This window comes from Streptomyces sp. NPDC030893 (genome assembly GCF_055571535.1).
In genome coordinates this window covers 41345-58750 of record NZ_JBVIFC010000023.1, presented here as the reverse complement: position 1 = coordinate 58750, position 17406 = coordinate 41345, and the positions used below count along the sequence as shown (strand labels likewise).

Sequence of the window (17406 nt, the reverse complement as noted above, 5' to 3'; positions counted from 1 at the left end):
CGCCGGGCCGGGTGCGCGTCGTCGTCACTCTCTCGTTGAGCGGAACGGCTGCCGAGACGACCCCGCACTCCGCCGACCGGCCCCGCAGTGCCGGTTGATCCGGGCGGGTGAAGAGCCCACCGGCGAGTGCGGGCGCACCGAACCGGGCGATCGACACCCGGGAACTCCTCGCCGCCGGACCGTTCCCGGCTACCCCCTGGAGTCCGGCTTCCACTCCTGGACGAGGAGCCCGAGCAGCACCTCGTCCAGGAACTCCCCCAGCACCCAGGCCGAGGAGCGCAGCACACCCTCACGGACGAAGCCGTTGCGCTCCGCGGAACGCAGCATCGCGGCGTTGTCCGCCAAGGTCTCGATCTGCAGCCGCCGCAGGCCGCGTACGACGAAACCGTAGCGGCAGAGCACCCCGACCACGTCCGTGCCGTAACCCTTGCCGCGTGCGGACGGCAGCAGCCCCAGCCCGATGTGCGCGGACCGGTTGTGGAGGTCGATGCCCCACAGCGCCGCGGCGCCGACCAGCGTGCCGCCCTCCAGCTCCACCACGGAGAACGGGACGCGCCCCGGATCCGTGTCGTCCACCACGAGCCGCGGATCCTTCGAGCCGGGCCCGACCGGACGCCAGGGCCCGCCCTCGGCCCGCGCGGCGTTGACCACGTCGTCGTAGAGCTCGGCCCGCAGGACCGGTATGTCCTCCTCGTGCCGGGCCCGCAGCCCGACCAAGTTCCCCTTGAGCATGCGGGTTTCCTACCCGACCGGATCGCCCGGCGGCAATCGGGTTCCGGCGCACGGGGGCGCCGTCCAGGAAACTCGGACCGTGAGCGCCGGATCTGTTTGGACCGCTGTCGCCGGGACACACGAGGGGCGTCGCCCCGTGGGGGCGGCGTCGGACCGAGGACGTGAGGAGGCCGGCTGTGGCAGGCGGGAACATGGGCAGTGGAGCGCAGGGGCGTTCGGCGATGCCCCAGGAAGAGGCGGAGATCTCGCCGCCCTACCGCTTCCGGCGGCAGCAGCGTCCCGGTATCGAGGCGGACATGGAGGTCCGTCCGCGCTATCTGGCCGAGCGGTACCGGGGCTCCGGCAAACTCGAGGGCAAGGTCGCGCTGATCACCGGCGGGGACTCGGGGATCGGCCGGTCGGTGGCGGTCCTCTACGCCCGTGAGGGCGCCGATGTGGCGATCGTCCACCTGCCCGAGGAACAGCGGGACGCGGAGGAGGCCCGTGAGGCCGTGGAGAAGGAGGGCCGCTCCTGCCTGCTGCTGCCCGGGGACCTGTGCGATCCCTCCTTCTGCGCCGAGGTGGTCGAGCGCACCGTGGCCGAACTCGGCGGCCTGAACGTGCTGGTGAGCAATGCCGCCTACCTCAACAGCCAGAACAGCCTGTCGGATCTGACCGCCGAGGACTTCGACCGCGTCTTCAAGACCAACGTCTACGCCTACTTCCACCTCGTCATGGCGTCCCTGCCGCATCTCTCCCACGGTGACGCCGTCATCGTCACCGCCTCCGAGGAGGCGCTCAAGGGCAGCTCGATCATGATGGACTACGCCGCCTCGAAGGCCGCCGTCGTGGCGTTCACCAAGTCCATCGCGTCGCACCTCGCGGAGCGCGGGGTGCGCGCCAACGTCGTGTGCCCCGGCCCGACATGGACCGTGCTCAACCTGTCGGGGCAGCGGTTCCCCGACGACTACCTGACCCACCTGGGCAGTTCGTCGCCCATGGGACGGGTCGCCCAGCCGGAGGAGGTGGCACCCGCTTACGTGTACCTGGCCTCGGACGTGGATTCCAGCTTCACGGTCGGCGAGATCATCACCGTCACCGGTGGTCTGACCGACAGCCGGTGAGCGAACCCGCTCACGCGACCACCCCGGCGCCCTGCCCCGCCCCGCGCCGACGCCCGTGAACCGAGCACGTCTCCCCGCGACGGCCCCCGCCCCCTCGGCGGAAGTCATCGGTTACCGTGGGGCTTCACGCTGGGGAGGCGATGGTGTTCGAACGGGGCACGCGGTTGCTCGCGGGCGCGGTGATCCTTGCCTGCATGGCGCTCCTCGGACCGAGCGCACCCAGCGGAGCCCCCTCCGCCCGGCCGCTGCCCGTCGACGCCCCCGAGGACTTCGTACCGAACCGGGTGATGACCTGGAACATCTGCAACCCCTGCGGCGAGAGCAACGCCGACCGGGCGGCGGAGATCGCCAGGTTCGCGCCCCAGGTCATCGGACTCCAGGAGGCGTGCGAGCGTGACGTCGAGCGGGTCAGGGACCACCTGGAGAACCTGTACGGGCTCGACTACCACGTCGAGTACGGGACGGTGCTGCAGAACTGGGGCCGCTGCGGGGGAGTGCCGTGGAATCCCGGAGGTTACGGCCAGGCGATCCTCTCCGCGGAGCCGATGACGGACCACGTGAACGTGGAGTACCCCGACGGCGGTTCCGAGGACCGCGGCTTCATGGCCGTCACCACCGTGGTGGGCGACCGGCCCGTCCGGGTCTTCAACACCCACCTGGCGCAACGGCGCCAGGAAACGGTCCGGGCCGAGCAGACCGGCGTACTCGCCGCGGAGATCGCCCGTCACGACCGTGCCATCGTGCTCGGCGACTTCAACGCGGTCCCGGACACCGACGAACTCGCCCCCCTCTGGGCCCTGGCGGACGACACCGACCCCGAGTGCCACCCCCCGCACACGGGTTCCTGCACGCCGACCACCGACTGGCGCAGCAAGTTCGACTACGTGTTCCTGCGTGGCATCACCCCCCTCGAACACCACGTGCAGACCACCCCCTACTCGGACCACGACCTGCTGCACACCGACATCGACGTGGTGTGACGTGCGCCGGCGGTCCCGGAGCCGGTGCCACGGTGCCGCCCAGGGCTCAGGACTGGGGCCGCTTTCCGTGGTTGGCGGGGTGCTTGCGCCGCGCCTTCTTCTTCCTGCGCCTCTTCGAGGACATGGGCGTCTCCCTCGTGACATCGGCCGTGAGACCACGTCTCACCCGTGGCCGGGCCGGCGATCGGCAGATGCTCCATTCTTCCCCGGGATGCCCGGCCCCGCGACTCGCACGGCTTCCCGCAGGTCAGGCGAATGGAGCACGCCTCAGGAATGGGCGTTGCCTCCATGAGACACAGAAGCTGAGTCAGCAGCACGCGGCACCCGGCCGGACCCGGCCGCCCGCCGGGTGCCGTACTGCCCCGTCTTCCTCCCCCCGGAGGCCGCAGCGATGCGCAACCCCGCAGCCCCTTCCCCCGAGCCGCCGGCCCCGCGGGCCAGAGGACGGCACCTGCCGGAACCACGACTCCTCAGCGGCGTCTACGGACTCGTCCTGGCCAGCGCGCTGGCAGCCGCCCTCGATTCCCCGGACGAGCAGACCGACCCCGGCTCGGCTCGGACGCGGTGTGGGTCCTGTTCACCGCCGTCGCCGCCGCGGCCGCCCACGGCTACGCCCATGTCCTCGCGCACCGGATGTCGGCGGACCACAGCGGTGTCGGGGTCGGCCTGCGCGCCATGGTCGCCGAGTGGCCGGTCGTCGCGGCGGCGGTGCCCACCGTCGTGTTCCTGCTGACCTCCGTCCCCTCCTGGTGGCCGGAGAGCGACGCGGTGAACGTCGCACTGCTGTTCAACACCTTGCTCCTCGCGGCCGGCGGAGCATGGACGGCGCGGCGCGCCGGCCGCAGCCGGCCGGCATCCATGCGGGCCGGAGCCGGGGATATGGTCATCGGCCTGGTGATCATCGGGGCCAACGCCGTGATCAAGTAGCGGCGCCGTCCGGCGGGACGCCCCGGGGGCCGGGCATCCTTCTAGGGGTTCAGGACAGCACGCGGTACGTCACATGTGTGACCAGCGTCGCCGACCGGGACGCCACCTGCTCCAGCTTCAGCGGCGGAACGCCGTCGAACAGCCGGGTGCCGGCGCCCATGGTGTACGGCACGATGTGCAGCCGCAGCTCGTCGATCAGGCCGGCGGCGAGGTACTCGTTGACCGTCGTCGCGCCGCCCTGGACCGCGACATCGCCCTCACCCGCCGCCTCACGCGCCCGATCCAGTGCCGCGTCGATCCCGTCGGTGACGAAGTGGAACGTGGTGCCCCCCTCCATGGGCTGCGGCTCGCGCGCATGGTGGGTGAGCACGAACACCGGCGCGTGGAACGGCGGATCCGCGCCCCACCAGCCGTTCCACGGCCGGTCCCACGCGCCGCGCACCGGGCCGAACATGTTGCGGCCCATGATGTACGCGCCGGCTCCGCCCAACCGGTCGATTTCGGCCCTGTTCTCCTCGGGCGTTTCGAGCATCCAGGCGTGCAGCCGGTCGCCCGTCCCGGCGCCGCCGTCGTCACCGAACGGGCGTTCCTCGGTCTGGTGGTGCCCGGCCGAGTAGCCGTCGACGGTGGTCGTGATGTCACAGGTGACCTGGCCCATGTCTGCGGCCCTCCTCGTGGCCGTCGCCGGTGGATCGGGCGACGCGGACGTCATGGCGGCCCTCACGAGTCTAGATCCGAACAGCGTCGTACGGCATTTCCGCGACCCTCGCCCCGGCCGCTCGATAGGGTGCCGGAGAGGAGGGCAGGCGACCATGAAGGTGTCGGATCTTCCGCGCGCGGTGGCCGCGGCCCTGGAGACCGCCTCATCACTCGGCCTGCCAGCCGACGACGCGACCGTCCTCCACGACTCGAACAAACTCACCCTGCTTCTGAGCCCGTGCGGCGTCCTGGCCCGGGTGGCGCCCGCGGCGGACCAGGTCGCACACTTCGAGGTCGAGCTCGCTCAGCGGCTCGCCGAAGCCGGGTGTCCCGTAGCCGCTCCGGAACCCCGGGTCGAGCCACGCGTCCACGAGCGCGACGGCTTCGTGGTCACACTGTGGACCTACCACGAACCCGTGACCACTCGGGAGATCCCCCCGGCCGACTACGCCGGCGCGCTGGAGCGGCTGCACGCCGGAATGCGCAGGGTCGATGTCCCGGCACCCCACTTCACGGATCGCGTGGAGCAGGCCCTGCGGCTCGTCGAGGACCGCGACCGCTCTCCCTCGCTCGCCGAAGCGGACCGGGAACTGCTCGTCACCACGTTGCGCGGCCTGGGAGGGTCGATCGCCGGGCGCGGTGGCGCCGAGCAGCTGCTGCACGGTGAGCCGCACCCGGGCAATGTGCTCGCCACGGAGAACGGGCCGCTGTTCATCGATCTCGAGACGTGCTGCCGTGGACCCGTCGAATTCGACATCGCGCACGCACCCGAAGAAGTCGGCCCCCGATACCCGGGTGCCGACCAGGACTTGGTGCGCGAGTGCCGTGTCCTCGTGCTGGCGATGATCACAGCATGGCGCTGGGACCCGGGCGACCAACTCCCCGACGGGCGCCGGCTGGGCAGGGAGTGGCTCGACCGGATCCGTGCGGCCCGGCGCGGCGACGGGCCGTACGGCCGGTGATGGCCGGTCAGGGCCCCTGCGCGGCCAGGTGACCCGGCGCTAAGGTGGTCGTCACGGACAGCGAGCGGGAAGGGACCTGTTGTGGCCGGAACCGGCTCCGCGGCCCGGACGACCGTCCGGGGGCCCAGCGAAGCAGCGCTCTCCGTCCGGCGTACGGGGGTGACCCGGATCGGCGTCACCGGGCACCGCTCGATTCCCGCCGCGGTGGAGCCCTCCGTACGGTCCGGCATGCGCAGGCTGTTGCGTGACGGCGGGAACCTGGAGGCGCTGACCAGTCTCGCCGCCGGCGCCGACCAGCTCTTCGCCGACATCGCACTGGCCCGCGGGGTGCCGGTGACGGCCGTCATCCCCGGCATGGACTACGAGACGCACCTCGGCGACGCCGCCGCCCGGGCCTCCTACCGACGCATCCTGGGCTCGTGCAGCGCACGGGTGCAGCTGCCGGCCGAGCCGACACACGAAGAGGCGTATTCCGCGGCCGGCCGCTGGATCGTCGACCACGCCGACCGACTGGTCGCCGTCTGGGACGGCCGCCCGGCCCGCGGCCCCGGAGGCACCGGGGACGTGGTGGCGTACGCGCGGCGCAGCGGCGTGCCCGTCACGGTGCTGTGGGAACCGGGCGTGCAACGCGACTGACCCGGCGCCGGCCCGGGGACCGGGCGTGCCGTCAACGGCCGAACGTGCCCAGCCAGTCCGAGTGCTGAGGAGACACCAGCCGTTCGGCCTCCGCCACCGCCTCCGCCCAGCCGTCCTCCGTCACCGTGGTGGTCATCGCGACCCGCAGGGTGTCCAGATCCTGCTCGACGAGCGAGTGCGCGTACGTGAGCGGCCGGTGCCGCCGCACCTCCTGCCAGGCCACGGCCGTCGCCGCGGCGGTACTGAACAGCCCCGTCAGATCCCAGCCGCCGATCAGGCCGGCGGCCCGCAGCACGGCCGCGGTCAGGGCGAGCAGGGTCAGCAGCGCCGTGATGGACGACCAGCGCGCGGCGGCCCGGTGGGCCCGGGCGGCACGGCGCTTGTACCAGGCCTGCTGTTCCAGGAGCCGGTCGCGCAGATAGATGTCCCGGCGCACGGCGAAGGGTTTGGCCCGCACCGCCCGCATGGCCGGGGTGATCTGCCGCGCCCCCCGATGGCCGGCCCGGCCCCGGGAGTCCTGCCAGCCGACCTTGCGCAACTCCCGCAGCCGGGCCTCCAGACGCTCCTCGAACAGAGCATCGGGGTTGGGCACCCGGGAGTGAAAGGGACCACCGTGCACCATGTACTGCCAGGCCAGCGATTTCAGCAGCTCGGCCACGGCCCGGTGCGTCTGCCAGTGAGCGCGGGAGCGGCGCCGCGAGATGTGCAGGCCCAGGGCGATGCTGAGCGCGTACAGCACCGCGGCGAGAGCCGCGGGAAAGCGGCTGTCGAGCCGTTCGGCCAGCATGGCGACCGCGGTGGCGGTCAGCAGAACGGCCAACTGGGTGCGCACGGCGCGGAAGGACTCACTCTGGCGGGCGATTGCCCACTGATCGTTCGCATGGAAGAGCGGCGGCAGGTCCCTCTCGGTCAACGTCGTGCCGGGACCGGGAACAGTGGAGCTCATCGACCACCCCCGAAGTCGCCTCGCACCCCGAAGTATGAACGCGAACGGCCCGCAGGGCCATCCTCCCGGCACGTCCCTGGGGTAGGGTCCGCCTAAACCCGCGCTGTCCCTTTCACAGCAGTCCGAGGACCACCCATGGCACCGGACCTCTGGTCCCGTTGGACCGGGGACAAGCCGGTGTCCTTGAGAGGAGACATCAGCACGATGAACGCACAGATGACCGCCGGACGGGAGTCGGCCGCCGGCCCCGCGCCGCGCCGACCGCTCACCCCGCTGGCGGCGATCGACCCGCGCGACGCCGCCAGGACGGCCGCCCGGGTCATGGAAACCGCAGGCCGGCCCTCCGCGAAGCGGGTCACGTTCAACTCCACGGTCTGAAACCCGCGCGGAACCCGGACCGAACCCCCGGGAACCACGTGACGACAACGGGTCACGCCCGGCAGCACACCGGGCGCGGCCCCGTTCGCCCGCGACCGTCCGGCGGCACGACCCGCTCCGGTCGATCACCCTTGACGGCAAGGGAGACAAGGGCGGCCGGCGCCGACGGCCCGCGATAGTCTGTCGTGAATGAACGACCCCGCGGCCACTCCGCTGCAGCAACTGGTGCTCAAAATCCACAGTCGTTGCGATCTGGCGTGCGACCACTGCTACGTCTACGAGCACGCGGACCAGAGCTGGCGGGCCCGGCCCGTCGTCATGGCGGAGGAAACGGTCGCGCACACCGCGCGCCGACTCGCGGACTACGCCCGGTTACGCGCTCTGGAGACCGTCACCGTGATCCTCCACGGTGGCGAACCCCTGCTCGCGGGACCCGCCCGGCTCCGCGCCGTCTGCGCCGAACTCAGGGCCACCGTGGGCGCGGTCACCCAGCTCGACCTGCGCGTGCACACCAACGGCGTACAACTGGGCAGACGTCATCTCGACGTGTTCCGGGAATTCGACGTCCGCCTGGGAATCTCGCTCGACGGCGACCGCGTCGCCAACGACAGACACCGCCTCGACCGCCGTGGCCGCAGCAGCCACGACCGCGTACTTCGCGCCATCGGCCTGTTGCAGGCCCCCGAGTACCGGCACCTGTTCGGCGGACTGCTCTGCACGGTGGACGTGGCCAACGACCCCGTCGCCGTCCACGACGCGCTCACCGCGCTGGACCCGCCCCGGATCGACTACCTCCTGCCCCACTCCACGTGGGACAGCCCACCGCCCCGCGGCCTCTCCGACTCCCGGGTCCCCTACGCCGACTGGCTCCTCGCGGTCTTCGACCGCTGGCTGGAGCAGGGCGCGAAAGTGCCGGTCAGACTCTTCGACTCGGTGCTGAGCACACTGCGCGGCGGGCCCAGCCTGACCGAGGCCATGGGGCTGGCCCCCTCCGACCTGGCCGTCGTGGAGACCGACGGCACCTTCGAGCAGGCCGACTCCCTCAAGATCGCCTACGACGGCGCCCCCGCCACCGGCTACGACGTCTTCCGGCACGACTTCGAGGAGTTCTCCCGCCACCCCGGCGTACAGGCCCGCAGACTCGGCCTCCAGGGCGTCTCCCGAACCTGCCGCCGCTGCCCCGTCGTCGACTCCTGCGGCGGAGGCCTCTACGCCCACCGCTACAGCGCTGACCGCATGTTCGACAATCCCTCGGTCTTCTGCTCCGACCTTCGTGCCCTGGTCGAGGGCATCGCGGAACGGATCACCGAGCGCGCCCTGTGCCCGGGCGTCCGAGACGCCGACGAACTGCGCTTCGCCCAGCTCAGACGGGACCGCGAACTCCTCTTCCACACCGGCGAACGGCTGGCCGGCCAACCGGACTGGGACGAGGTCTGGCGGGCGCTGCTCCGGCTGGACGCCGACGAGGAATCCGCCACCCACCTCGACCGGGTGATGTCCAGCAGCCATCTGCGCGCCTCCCTCGGCCACCCCGCGGCCGACGGCATCGTCACCGCCCGCGTCGCCGCCGCCGCGGTCGCCGCCGCCGTCCACGCCCGCGTACCCCTGCGCCTGTCCTGGCCGCAGCCGGACCCGACGCTGCATCTGCCGACGCTCGGAACGCTCACCCTCCCCGCCCCCGGGCGCGTCGAAGTCGCCGTGAAGGGCCGGGACTTCACCGTCCGCATGCCCGACGGCACCGACCACACGGTGGACGCGCAGGAACGCGCCCCGCGTTGGCGGCCGTCCGCCTTCGTGGACATCGGGGACACCCGGCCGGTGCTCGTCGACGACGCCGACCCCTGGCGCACCCGCTACGACGCCGCCGTCACCGATCCTCTGGAACCGCCCGCCCTGACCGCGTTCGGACAGCGACTGCGCACCGCCCACCGCATCCTCGCCGAGCGTGAGCCCGGACGGCACGACGACCTCAACACACTGCGCGCCGATGTGGTCACGCCCCTGGCGGCCGGCACCGGAGTGCGGCTCGACACCGATGGCCTCGGCGCCCTGGGCGTGGCCATCGACGCCGAACCCGAGGACATCGCGGCCGAGTTGCCGCGCCTGGGCCGACGCGCCCGGCTGGCCGGCCTACGACGGGCGACGGACCTGAACGTGCCGGGCACCCGTGCCGGACAGCTGATCACCGAGGCCGTCGAGGCACTCGGCGACGCCGCCCGCCACCGGTCCGGACCACACGAGGCGGCACCGGCGCCGGACCGGGCGGCGCACGCCCTGACCGAGCTGACCGGCCCGGCGGCCCGCGACCTCACCGAGACCGGAGCCGCCCTGGTGGCCGAACTGCGCGCCGAGTGGGCCGCACGCACGAACGGCCGACATGTCTGAAACCGGCGGAATCCACGCACTCCTCCATGAGCTGGGCATCCGCCGCGGGGGCGCTCTCCTGGTGCACGCCTCCCTCCGGGGCACCGGCACCGCCCCCGAACGCGTACGTGACGCCCTGCTCACCGCGCTCGGCCCCGACGGCACCCTCGTCGTGCCCGCCTTCACCCCGGAGAACTCCGACACCTCCCGCGCCCACCAGGACCTCATCGCCGGCCTGGACGAGACGGAGGTGCGTGCCTTCCGGGAGTCGATGCTCCCCTTCGAGCCCGGTACCACCCCCTGCCCCACGACGGGTGCCCTCGCCGAATGCGTACGGACAACACCCGGGGCCCTGCGCAGCGCCCACCCCCAGACCTCGTTCGCCGGAATCGGACCGCGGGCGGCGGAACTGCTCGACGGACACGACCCGCACTGCCACCTCGGCGAGCGGTCCCCCCTGGCCCGGCTGTACGCGGCGGACGCCCAAGTCCTCCTGCTCCGCGTCGGGTTCGACGTCTGCAGCGCCTTCCACCTCGCCGAGTACCGGAAGAACCCGCCACCGCCCCGGCGCACCTACCGGTGCGTGGTCGAGGACAAGGGCAACTGGACCTCGTACGAGGACGCGGCCCTGGACGACGGCGACTTCGCGGAGATCGGACAGCGGCTGCCGAGTGATCTCCTCACGCGGCGGGAATGGTCGTCACGAGCGGTCGTGCTGTTCCGGATGCGCCCCGCCGTCGACGACGCCACGGACCAACTGTCCAGGAGCGCCCGACGATTGGTGTGAAACAAGCGGTCCCGCCGGAGCGGTCGTCGGGCACATTGTTGGCGTCGGTCGGGGCGACCGCGAGGGCGCGGGTGCGACAACGGGTGGGGGGACGTGTTGGACGTACCCGGAAGGGAACGGGACAGGGCTTCGGACGACCAGCCCTACTTCTTCCTCAGCTACGCCCACACACCGCGCGTCGGACCCGGCGGCGGCGACCCCGACCACTGGGTGCACGTGCTCTACCGGGACCTGTGCAACCACATCATGGCGCTCACCGACCTGCCCGCCGGAGCACCCGCCGGCTTCATGGACCGGGAGATGAGCTCCGGCGACGGCTGGCCGCAGAAACTCAGCGAGAACCTCGCCCGCTGCCGGGTGTTCGTGCCGCTGCTCTCCCCGCGCTACTTCACCAGCGAGATGTGCGGCCGGGAGTGGTACGCCTTCCACGAGCGCCAGGTGCGGGTCAAGGCAGTCGACGGCAGGGAGGTCTCCGCCATCGTCCCGGCCCTGTGGACCCGCGTCGACTACGCCCAACTGCCCGACTCCGTACGGCACCTCCACCTCGACCACGCCGCCTTCGGCGAGCGGTACGCGACCAACGGCATCTACGGACTGATCAAACTCAGCCGGCTGCGCGACGAGTACGAGGAGACCGTGCTCACGCTCGCCCAGCGGATCGTCCAGGTCGCCGAGCGGACCCCGCTGCCGCCGAGCAGACCCCGCGACTACGAGCACGCGCCGAGCGCGTTCCGGCCACGCGGCGAAGGACCCCGGCGCATCCACCTGACGGTGGCCGCCCCCACCCGGGACACCATCCCGCACCACCGGGACGCCGGCCCCTACGGCGACGATCCGCAGGACTGGAACCCGTACCACTCGGAGTCGACCCGGCCGCTGCCGGCGCTCGCCCAGGAACTGATCCGCTCGCTGGACTACCGGATCACCGTCTCCTCCCTGGACGACGAGGACACCCACGGCCCTCAGCAGGCCGGCCCCGGCCGGGAAGGCAAGGCGGCGGGCCGCCCCGGCATTCTCCTGGTGGACCGCTGGGCCCTCACCGACGACGACCGGCGTGACCGGCTCGCGGCGTTCGACCGCGCCTCACCGCCCTGGACCAGCGCCATCGTGCCCTGGAACCGGGCGGATCTGCAGTGCCACAGCCAGGAGGGCAGACGGCTGACCGCCGAACTCGAACACACCCTGCCGCTGATCCTGGAACGCGGCAGACGCACCGAAAGCCGGATCGCGGTCAACGGCGTCCCCACCCTGAAGGCCTTCACCGACGTCCTCCCGGCCGTCGTGGCGCACACCACCCGCCAGTACCTCAAACACGCCGAGGCCTACCCGCCGCCCGGCCCGCACATACCCCGGCCCCGTCTGATGGGCCCCACCCAGCCGCCGGACCCGGCAGGCGGACCCGACGACGAAGGAGAAGCATGACGGCCGCGCGGGATGGACGCATCATCACCTTCTACTCGTACAAGGGAGGCACCGGGCGCACCATGGCCCTGGCCAACACCGCCTGGATCCTGGCCGCCAACGGCAAACGCGTGCTGGCCGTCGACTGGGACCTCGAGGCCCCCGGCCTGCACCGCTTCTTCCACCCCTTCCTGGACCTCAAGGCGCTGTCGGCCACCCCCGGTGTCATCAACATCATCGAGGACTACGCCTGGGCCGCGACCACGGGCACGCACGACCGGCCCGACGACTGGCACCTGCCCTACGCGCACGTCGAACAGCACGCCCTGTCCATCCGCCCCGAACGCCTCGACCTGCGCTTCCCGGACGGCGGCTCCCTGGACTTCCTCTCCGCCGGCCGCCAGGACCGTGCCTACTCGACGACGGTGACCTCCTTCGAGTGGGACAACTTCTACGAGCGCCTGGGCGGCGGCAAGTTCCTCAACGCGCTGCGCGCCGACATGAAGGCGACGTACGACTACGTCCTGATCGACAGCCGCACCGGACTGTCGGACAACGCGGACATCTGCACCATGCAGATGCCGGACGTGCTGGTCGACTGCTTCACCCTGAGCGACCAGGCGCTGGAGGGCGCCGCCGCGGTGGCACGCAGCATCGAGGAGGGCTACCGGCCGCGCCGCATCCGGGTGCTGCCCGTACCGATGCGCATCGACGAGGGGGAGAAGGAGAAGGTCGACGCGGGACGGGCCCTGGCCCGGATGCGGTTCGAGGGACTGCCCAGGGCAGCCGACGGCCGGGAGCTGTCCGCCGAGGAGAGCAGCGCCTACTGGGGAAACGTGGAGATCCCCTACCGGCCCTACTACGCCTACGAGGAGACCCTCGCCACGGTCGGCGACGAAGCCGGCATCGCCAACTCGCTGCTGTCCGCCTTCGAACGGCTCACCGCCGTCATCTCCGACCGCGAGGTCACCTCCCTGCCCCCGGTCCCCGAGGCGGTGCGGCTGCGCTGCCGCGACGCCTACCTCAGGCGCCGCCCGCCGGCCGGGGCGGCCGCCTTCCTGGTGGCGTACGCCGCGGAGAACCGCACCTGGGCCGACTGGGTCAGATACCTGCTCAGGCGGGCCGGCTGCGACGTCACCCTGCACGACATCTCCACCGGCCCGGCCGAACCCGCCGACCCCGGCACCCGCACCCTGGTGCTGCTGTCGAAGGTCTTCGAGAAGTCCCGCCACGCCGGCTCCGTCCGGCGCACCCTCACCGGCCCCTCCGCGCACGCCGTCGACCCTCCGGTGGTGGCGGTACGCGTCGACGAGGTGCGGCAGCTCCCGGAGTCGTTCATCGACCTGCACCGGCTCGACGAGGCGGAGTGCGTGACCGTGCTGCTGCGCGCCCTCGAACTCCCCGTGATGCCCGCCGAGTCGGCGCCCACGGCACCCCGATTCCCCGGCAACACACCGGCGATCTGGAACGCGCCGCAGCGCAACACCACCTTCACCGGACGCAACGTGATCCTGGAACGCGTCCGCGACCGGCTCGGCACGACCCCCGGACCGCCGCAGCCGCAGGCCCTGTACGGGCTCGGCGGCGTGGGCAAGTCCCAGCTCGCCATCGAATACGTGCACCGCTTCATGGCCGACTACGACCTGGTGTGGTGGACGTCCGCCGAGCACGTCGACGACGTCGTCGCCTCCCTCGCCGAACTCGGCGCCCTGATCGGCGTGCCCGGCGGCGAGGACATCACCCTGGCCTGCCAGGAGACCGTGCACCGGCTGTCGCGCGGAGTGCCCAGCAAACGCTGGATCCTGGTCTTCGACAACGCCGACGACCCGGCCCGGCTCGCCCGCTACTTCCCCAAGGGCGGCAGCGGGCACATCCTCGTCACCTCCCGCAACCAGACCTGGCAGCAGCAGGGCACGTCCGAGCAGATCGACGTCTTCCTGCGGGCGGAGAGCGTGGAGCACCTGACCCGGCGTACCGAAGGGGGGCTGTCCGCCGAGGACGCCGACCGTGTGGCGGAAGCCGTCGGCGACCTGCCGCTGGCCGTCGAGCAGGCGGCGGCGTGGCTCGCCGAGACCGCCACCCCGATCGAGGACTACCTGCGGCTGCTGGCCAGGCAGACCACCGACGTGCTCGCCCTCAGCCAGCCCTCCGACTACCCCGAGACGGTCGCCGCCACCTGGAACGTGTCGATCGCCCGGATGGAGGAACGCTCCCGGGCCGCGGTCAGGCTGCTCCAGCTGTGCGCCTTCCTCGCCCCCGAGCCCATCTCCGCACAACTGCTCTACAGCAAGGAGATGATCGAGGCCCTCAAACCCTACGACGCCGCGCTCCAGGAGAGCCTGCTGCTGGGCCGGATCATCCGCGAGATCGGCCGGTTCGCCCTCGCCAAGGTCGACCAGAAGACCAGCAGCATCCAGGTGCACCGGCTGGTCCAGGCCGTGATCCGCTCCCAGATGCCGGAGGAGGAGCAGCGCGAGGCCCGGCGCGTGGTGCACACCGTCCTGGCCGGTGCCCGGCCCGACGGCGACGAACCCATCGACGACCCCGACACCTGGCCCCGGTTCGCGATCATCTGGCCGCACCTCGCCGCCTCCGACGCCCGCAGCAGCGAGGCGGCCGAAACCCGCAGGCTGCTCATCGACCGCGTCCGCTACCAGTGGAAGCGAGGGGACTTCCCCGCCGCCAAACGGCTCGCCGAGGACCTGCTGGAGCACTGGAGGCCGCTGCTGGGCGAGGACGACATGCAGTACCTCTACCTGCGCTGCCAGCTCGCCAACGTGCTGCGTTCGCAGGGACGTTACGTGGAAGCACGGGCCATCGACGAGGAACTGGTGGAGCGGCAGGCACGCGTCCTCGGCGCGTCGCACCCGCACACGTACGTCACCATGTCGTCGCTCGCCAGCGACCTCGCCGCGCTCGGCGAGTACCGCAGGGCGGTGCACCTCGCCGAGCAGGCGTACCGCGGATTCGGCCAGATCTTCCACGAGTCGCACCGGCGCACCCTCAACGCCGCGAACAACCTCGCCCTCGCCCTGCGCATGGTCGGCCAGTACGGCGAGGCGCGCAGGATCGACCAGGACACCCTGGACCGGCGCATGGACGTCCTCGGGCCCGACCACCCCTACACGCTGGCCTCCGCGGAGGGCCTGGGCCGCGACCTGAGGGAGGTGGGCCGGTACGCGGAGTCGGTCACGACACTGGCACGGGCCTACGACGCCCACAAGCGCATCCTCGGCAAGGACTTCCCCGGCACGCTGCGCTGCGCCAAGTCGCTGGCGGTGTCGCTGCGCAGGGACGGCCAGCTCGAGGACGCCCACCGGCTGACGACGGCCACCCGGGCACAGTACCGGGCGCAGTACGAGGCGCCCACACCGGACTCGCTGGCCTGCGATCTGAACATGGCGGCCGACCTGTTCGCGGCGGACGACCGGGAGGCCGCCCGCGAGGTGGCCCTGGAGGCGCTGGCCGAGTACATGAAGGTGCCGGGCGAGGCACACCCGTACACCCAGGCCGCGCTCAACAACATCGGCATCTTCCACTGGGGCTGCGGCGATCTCGAGGAGGCCGAAAGGGTCTTCCTGAAGGTGATCTCGCGGATGACGGAGGTGCTCGGCGAGGAGCATCCGCACACCCTGTTCGCCGGCGTGAACTACACCAACGTGCTGTTCTCCCAGGGCCGGCTGGACGAGGCCCGGGGCCGCGAGGAGCGGTATCTGGCCGCGCTGCGCGTCGTCCTGGGTCACCACCACCCGGAGAGCCTGGCCGTGGCCGCCAACCACTCGCTCACCCTGCGGAGTCTGGGGCGGGAGGCGGAGGGACGGCTGCTGCGGGACGAGGCGCTGACGGAGCTGCGGCGGCTGCTCGGCGAGGACAACGGCATCACCCGGCTGGTCACCCGTGAGCAGCGCATCTACCGGGACCTGGAGCCGCTGGCGGTGTGAGGCGGGTCAGTCGGCGAGCAGCCAGTTCAGTACCTCGGGCAGTGCGCGCAGGGCGGCGAAGTGGGCCGCGCCGGTCTCCAGGACGGCCGTGGCGTGCGGGATGCGGTCACCGAGCCAGGCCGAGTGCGAGGCCGGTGAGAACACGTCCTGCGCGCCGTGCCACAGCAGTACGGGCACCCGGATCCCCGCCGGGTCGAAGCCCCACGGCCCGGTGATGGCCAGCGCGTCGTCGATCCAGCCGTAGGGCGAAGTGCGCAGCGCCTCGCGGTAGTTGCGCAGCAGCATCGAGCGGACGGTGTTGTCGGAGACGATCAGCCGGTCGTCCGCGGTGAGATCGTCGCGCAGTTCCTCCAGCAGCCGGGCGGGGTTGTCGCGGATGCGTGCCGAGCGCGGGATGATCCCGGCCGCGAACCGCTCCGGGTCGGCCACCGCCGTACGGAACTCGGTGACGTTGGACGGCGCCATGCCCTCGAACCAGTTCAGTCCCCGCGCGTCCTGCGGCGCGAGGCCGACCAGCGCGGCGGCCCTCGTCACCCGGTCGGGCAGCAGCGCGGCACAGGCCAGGGCGTGCGGGGCGCCACCGGAGCGGCCGGCCACCGCGAACCGGTCCAGCTCCAGTGCGTCGGCGACGCGGGCCACGTCCTGGACGGCGTCCGCCACCCGGCGGCCCGGCCGCCGGTCCGAACCGCCGTAGCCGGGCCGGTCGTAGCTGATGAGACGGGCGCCGCGCTGGTAGAGGAACAGGGACCGGGGTCTCGGGCCCACCCGGCTGCCCGGCATGCCGTGCAGGAGGAAGACCGGCCGCCCGTGCGGATCCCCCGAGACCTCGACCCGCAACCGCCGTCCGTCCGCCGTACGTACCTGGTCGGGCACCGTCGCGCTCCCCCTCGCCGGGTCCTGGGACCGGGTCCACGCTGCCGGGACTCTGCCCGCGGGCCGCCGCACTGAAACGACGGGGCCCGCCAGTGTGCCGGTGCCGGGGCGTCACAGGGCGGGGGAGTTCACGCCGTCCACCGGTGCCGCGCACGCTCCATGTCCACCCGCGCACCCCGCATCGGGGTGCCCTCGCCGCGCAGCAGTTCCGGCGCGCGCCCGCCGTGGCAGGACGCCGGCGTGCCGTCGGCGTACACCACACGCCACCACGGCACCTGTTCGTCGAGCAGGCTCATGGCGCGTCCCACCTGCCGCGGACCGGCACCGATCCGCTCACCGATGTCACCGTAGGAGGCGACCGAACCGGGAGGAACCGACGCGACGGCCTCCCGGACGTCCTCGACGAGACTCATGATCCCTGCCGCGCGATGGTGGTGCCCCATTACGACTTCTTCAGCGCCCCGCCCTTGTGCATGGCGATGTGGCCGGTTTTGTCGCTCTCGATCTCGTACTGGGGATCCTCCTTCGAGCAGCGACGCGTGTGCCCCTTGTACTGGACGTCGTGCGTGTGCTTCTTGACGATGACGCCTTCGACATGGCCGGCCTCGGAGTTCCACCGCACGTGGTCTCCGACGGAGAACTGTTTCGTCATTCCGTTTCCCTTGCGCTCCGCTCGT

17 protein-coding genes are annotated in these 17406 nt (G+C 72.0%); 10 read left to right on the top strand and 7 right to left on the bottom strand.

The window, feature by feature from the left end; all coding sequences use genetic code 11:
• Positions 1-189: 189 nt before the first annotated feature.
• Positions 190-732 (bottom strand): GNAT family N-acetyltransferase, encoded by a 543-nt coding sequence (locus tag ACZ434_RS30295; protein WP_468461468.1) that lies wholly within the window; start codon positions 730-732, stop codon positions 190-192.
• A 176-nt stretch (positions 733-908) separates the two neighbouring features.
• Between ACZ434_RS30295 and ACZ434_RS30290 the strand changes: the two genes are divergently transcribed.
• Together ACZ434_RS30290 and ACZ434_RS30285 are read left to right on the top strand one after the other, a co-directional pair.
• A complete protein-coding gene (locus ACZ434_RS30290; protein ID WP_468461466.1) occupies positions 909-1835 on the top strand; it encodes an SDR family oxidoreductase in 927 nt (308 codons plus the stop codon).
• A gap of 140 nt (positions 1836-1975) precedes the next feature.
• The gene (locus tag ACZ434_RS30285) at positions 1976-2815 is read left to right on the top strand and encodes an endonuclease/exonuclease/phosphatase family protein (RefSeq protein ID WP_468461464.1); all 840 of its coding nucleotides are present in this window, start codon (positions 1976-1978) and stop codon (positions 2813-2815) included.
• 46 nt (positions 2816-2861) lie between these two features.
• Here the strand turns inward: ACZ434_RS30285 and ACZ434_RS30280 are convergent, their stop codons facing one another.
• The gene (locus ACZ434_RS30280) at positions 2862-2939 is read right to left on the bottom strand and encodes a 50S ribosomal protein bL37 (RefSeq protein WP_468461530.1); all 78 of its coding nucleotides are present in this window, start codon (positions 2937-2939) and stop codon (positions 2862-2864) included.
• 440 nt (positions 2940-3379) lie between these two features.
• On the opposite strand from ACZ434_RS30280, the gene ACZ434_RS30275 reads away from it, so the two are divergent.
• Positions 3380-3742, top strand: coding sequence for a hypothetical protein (locus ACZ434_RS30275; RefSeq protein ID WP_468461462.1), 363 nt, complete (start codon positions 3380-3382; stop codon positions 3740-3742).
• Between the two features lie 49 nt (positions 3743-3791).
• Here the strand turns inward: ACZ434_RS30275 and ACZ434_RS30270 are convergent, their stop codons facing one another.
• Positions 3792-4400, bottom strand: coding sequence for a dihydrofolate reductase family protein (locus ACZ434_RS30270; protein ID WP_468461460.1), 609 nt, complete (start codon positions 4398-4400; stop codon positions 3792-3794).
• A 154-nt stretch (positions 4401-4554) separates the two neighbouring features.
• On the opposite strand from ACZ434_RS30270, the gene ACZ434_RS30265 reads away from it, so the two are divergent.
• Positions 4555-5403, top strand: coding sequence for a phosphotransferase enzyme family protein (locus tag ACZ434_RS30265; RefSeq protein WP_468461458.1), 849 nt, complete (start codon positions 4555-4557; stop codon positions 5401-5403).
• Positions 5404-5562: 159 nt separating this feature from the next.
• Positions 5563-6039, top strand: a complete 477-nt coding sequence (locus ACZ434_RS30260; protein ID WP_468461528.1) for a hypothetical protein — start codon at positions 5563-5565, stop codon at positions 6037-6039.
• A gap of 31 nt (positions 6040-6070) precedes the next feature.
• Here ACZ434_RS30260 and ACZ434_RS30255 read toward each other — a convergent pair whose 3' ends face one another.
• On the bottom strand, positions 6071-6985 hold the full coding sequence (locus tag ACZ434_RS30255) for a DUF4231 domain-containing protein (RefSeq protein WP_468461456.1): 915 nt from the start codon (positions 6983-6985) through the stop codon (positions 6071-6073).
• Positions 6986-7189: 204 nt separating this feature from the next.
• Between ACZ434_RS30255 and ACZ434_RS30250 the strand changes: the two genes are divergently transcribed.
• From ACZ434_RS30250 to fxsT, 5 genes are all read left to right on the top strand, one after another.
• Entirely contained in the window at positions 7190-7363 is a 174-nt protein-coding gene (locus tag ACZ434_RS30250; RefSeq protein ID WP_468461454.1) for a hypothetical protein, read from the top strand.
• Between the two features lie 189 nt (positions 7364-7552).
• A complete protein-coding gene (gene fxsBH, locus ACZ434_RS30245) occupies positions 7553-9748 on the top strand; it encodes a radical SAM/SPASM protein FxsBH, inactivated beta-hydroxylase extension form (protein ID WP_468461452.1) in 2196 nt (731 codons plus the stop codon).
• Positions 9741-10514, top strand: coding sequence for an AAC(3) family N-acetyltransferase (locus tag ACZ434_RS30240; RefSeq protein WP_468461450.1), 774 nt, complete (start codon positions 9741-9743; stop codon positions 10512-10514). The genes fxsBH and ACZ434_RS30240 overlap by 8 nt, the downstream gene beginning before the upstream one ends.
• A gap of 96 nt (positions 10515-10610) precedes the next feature.
• On the top strand, positions 10611-11936 hold the full coding sequence (locus tag ACZ434_RS30235) for a TIR-like protein FxsC (protein WP_468461526.1): 1326 nt from the start codon (positions 10611-10613) through the stop codon (positions 11934-11936).
• Positions 11933-15856 carry an FxSxx-COOH system tetratricopeptide repeat protein gene (gene fxsT, locus ACZ434_RS30230; RefSeq protein WP_468461448.1) on the top strand — a complete coding sequence of 1308 codons (3924 nt, stop codon included), beginning with the start codon at positions 11933-11935 and terminating at the stop codon, positions 15854-15856. Before ACZ434_RS30235 ends, fxsT begins: the two co-directional genes overlap by 4 nt.
• Before the next feature lie 6 nt (positions 15857-15862).
• Here the strand turns inward: fxsT and ACZ434_RS30225 are convergent, their stop codons facing one another.
• The 3 genes from ACZ434_RS30225 to ACZ434_RS30215 all read right to left on the bottom strand — a co-directional run bounded on the left by ACZ434_RS30225 (position 15863) and on the right by ACZ434_RS30215 (position 17381).
• Positions 15863-16729 (bottom strand): alpha/beta fold hydrolase, encoded by an 867-nt coding sequence (locus ACZ434_RS30225; RefSeq protein WP_468461445.1) that lies wholly within the window; start codon positions 16727-16729, stop codon positions 15863-15865.
• 128 nt (positions 16730-16857) lie between these two features.
• Positions 16858-17142, bottom strand: a complete 285-nt coding sequence (locus tag ACZ434_RS30220) for an MGMT family protein (RefSeq protein WP_468461443.1) — start codon at positions 17140-17142, stop codon at positions 16858-16860.
• A 29-nt stretch (positions 17143-17171) separates the two neighbouring features.
• On the bottom strand, positions 17172-17381 hold the full coding sequence (locus ACZ434_RS30215) for a hypervirulence associated TUDOR domain-containing protein (RefSeq protein ID WP_468461441.1): 210 nt from the start codon (positions 17379-17381) through the stop codon (positions 17172-17174).
• Between the last annotated feature and the right edge of the window lie 25 nt (positions 17382-17406).

Bases quoted from the DNA above. Each gene is read 5' to 3' on its own strand.
- ACZ434_RS30295 (WP_468461468.1), bottom strand. From the start codon at position 732: ATGCTCAAGGGGAACTTGGTCGGGCTGCGGGCCCGGCACGAGGAGGAC.
- ACZ434_RS30285 (WP_468461464.1), top strand. From the start codon at position 1,976: ATGGTGTTCGAACGGGGCACGCGGTTGCTCGCGGGCGCGGTGATCCTT.
- ACZ434_RS30280 (WP_468461530.1), bottom strand. From the start codon at position 2,939: ATGTCCTCGAAGAGGCGCAGGAAGAAGAAGGCGCGGCGCAAGCACCCC.
- ACZ434_RS30270 (WP_468461460.1), bottom strand. From the start codon at position 4,400: ATGGGCCAGGTCACCTGTGACATCACGACCACCGTCGACGGCTACTCG.
- ACZ434_RS30265 (WP_468461458.1), top strand. From the start codon at position 4,555: ATGAAGGTGTCGGATCTTCCGCGCGCGGTGGCCGCGGCCCTGGAGACC.
- ACZ434_RS30255 (WP_468461456.1), bottom strand. From the start codon at position 6,985: ATGAGCTCCACTGTTCCCGGTCCCGGCACGACGTTGACCGAGAGGGAC.
- ACZ434_RS30250 (WP_468461454.1), top strand. From the start codon at position 7,190: ATGAACGCACAGATGACCGCCGGACGGGAGTCGGCCGCCGGCCCCGCG.
- fxsBH (WP_468461452.1), top strand. From the start codon at position 7,553: ATGAACGACCCCGCGGCCACTCCGCTGCAGCAACTGGTGCTCAAAATC.
- ACZ434_RS30240 (WP_468461450.1), top strand. From the start codon at position 9,741: ATGTCTGAAACCGGCGGAATCCACGCACTCCTCCATGAGCTGGGCATC.
- fxsT (WP_468461448.1), top strand. From the start codon at position 11,933: ATGACGGCCGCGCGGGATGGACGCATCATCACCTTCTACTCGTACAAG.
- ACZ434_RS30220 (WP_468461443.1), bottom strand. From the start codon at position 17,142: ATGAGTCTCGTCGAGGACGTCCGGGAGGCCGTCGCGTCGGTTCCTCCC.
- ACZ434_RS30215 (WP_468461441.1), bottom strand. From the start codon at position 17,381: ATGACGAAACAGTTCTCCGTCGGAGACCACGTGCGGTGGAACTCCGAG.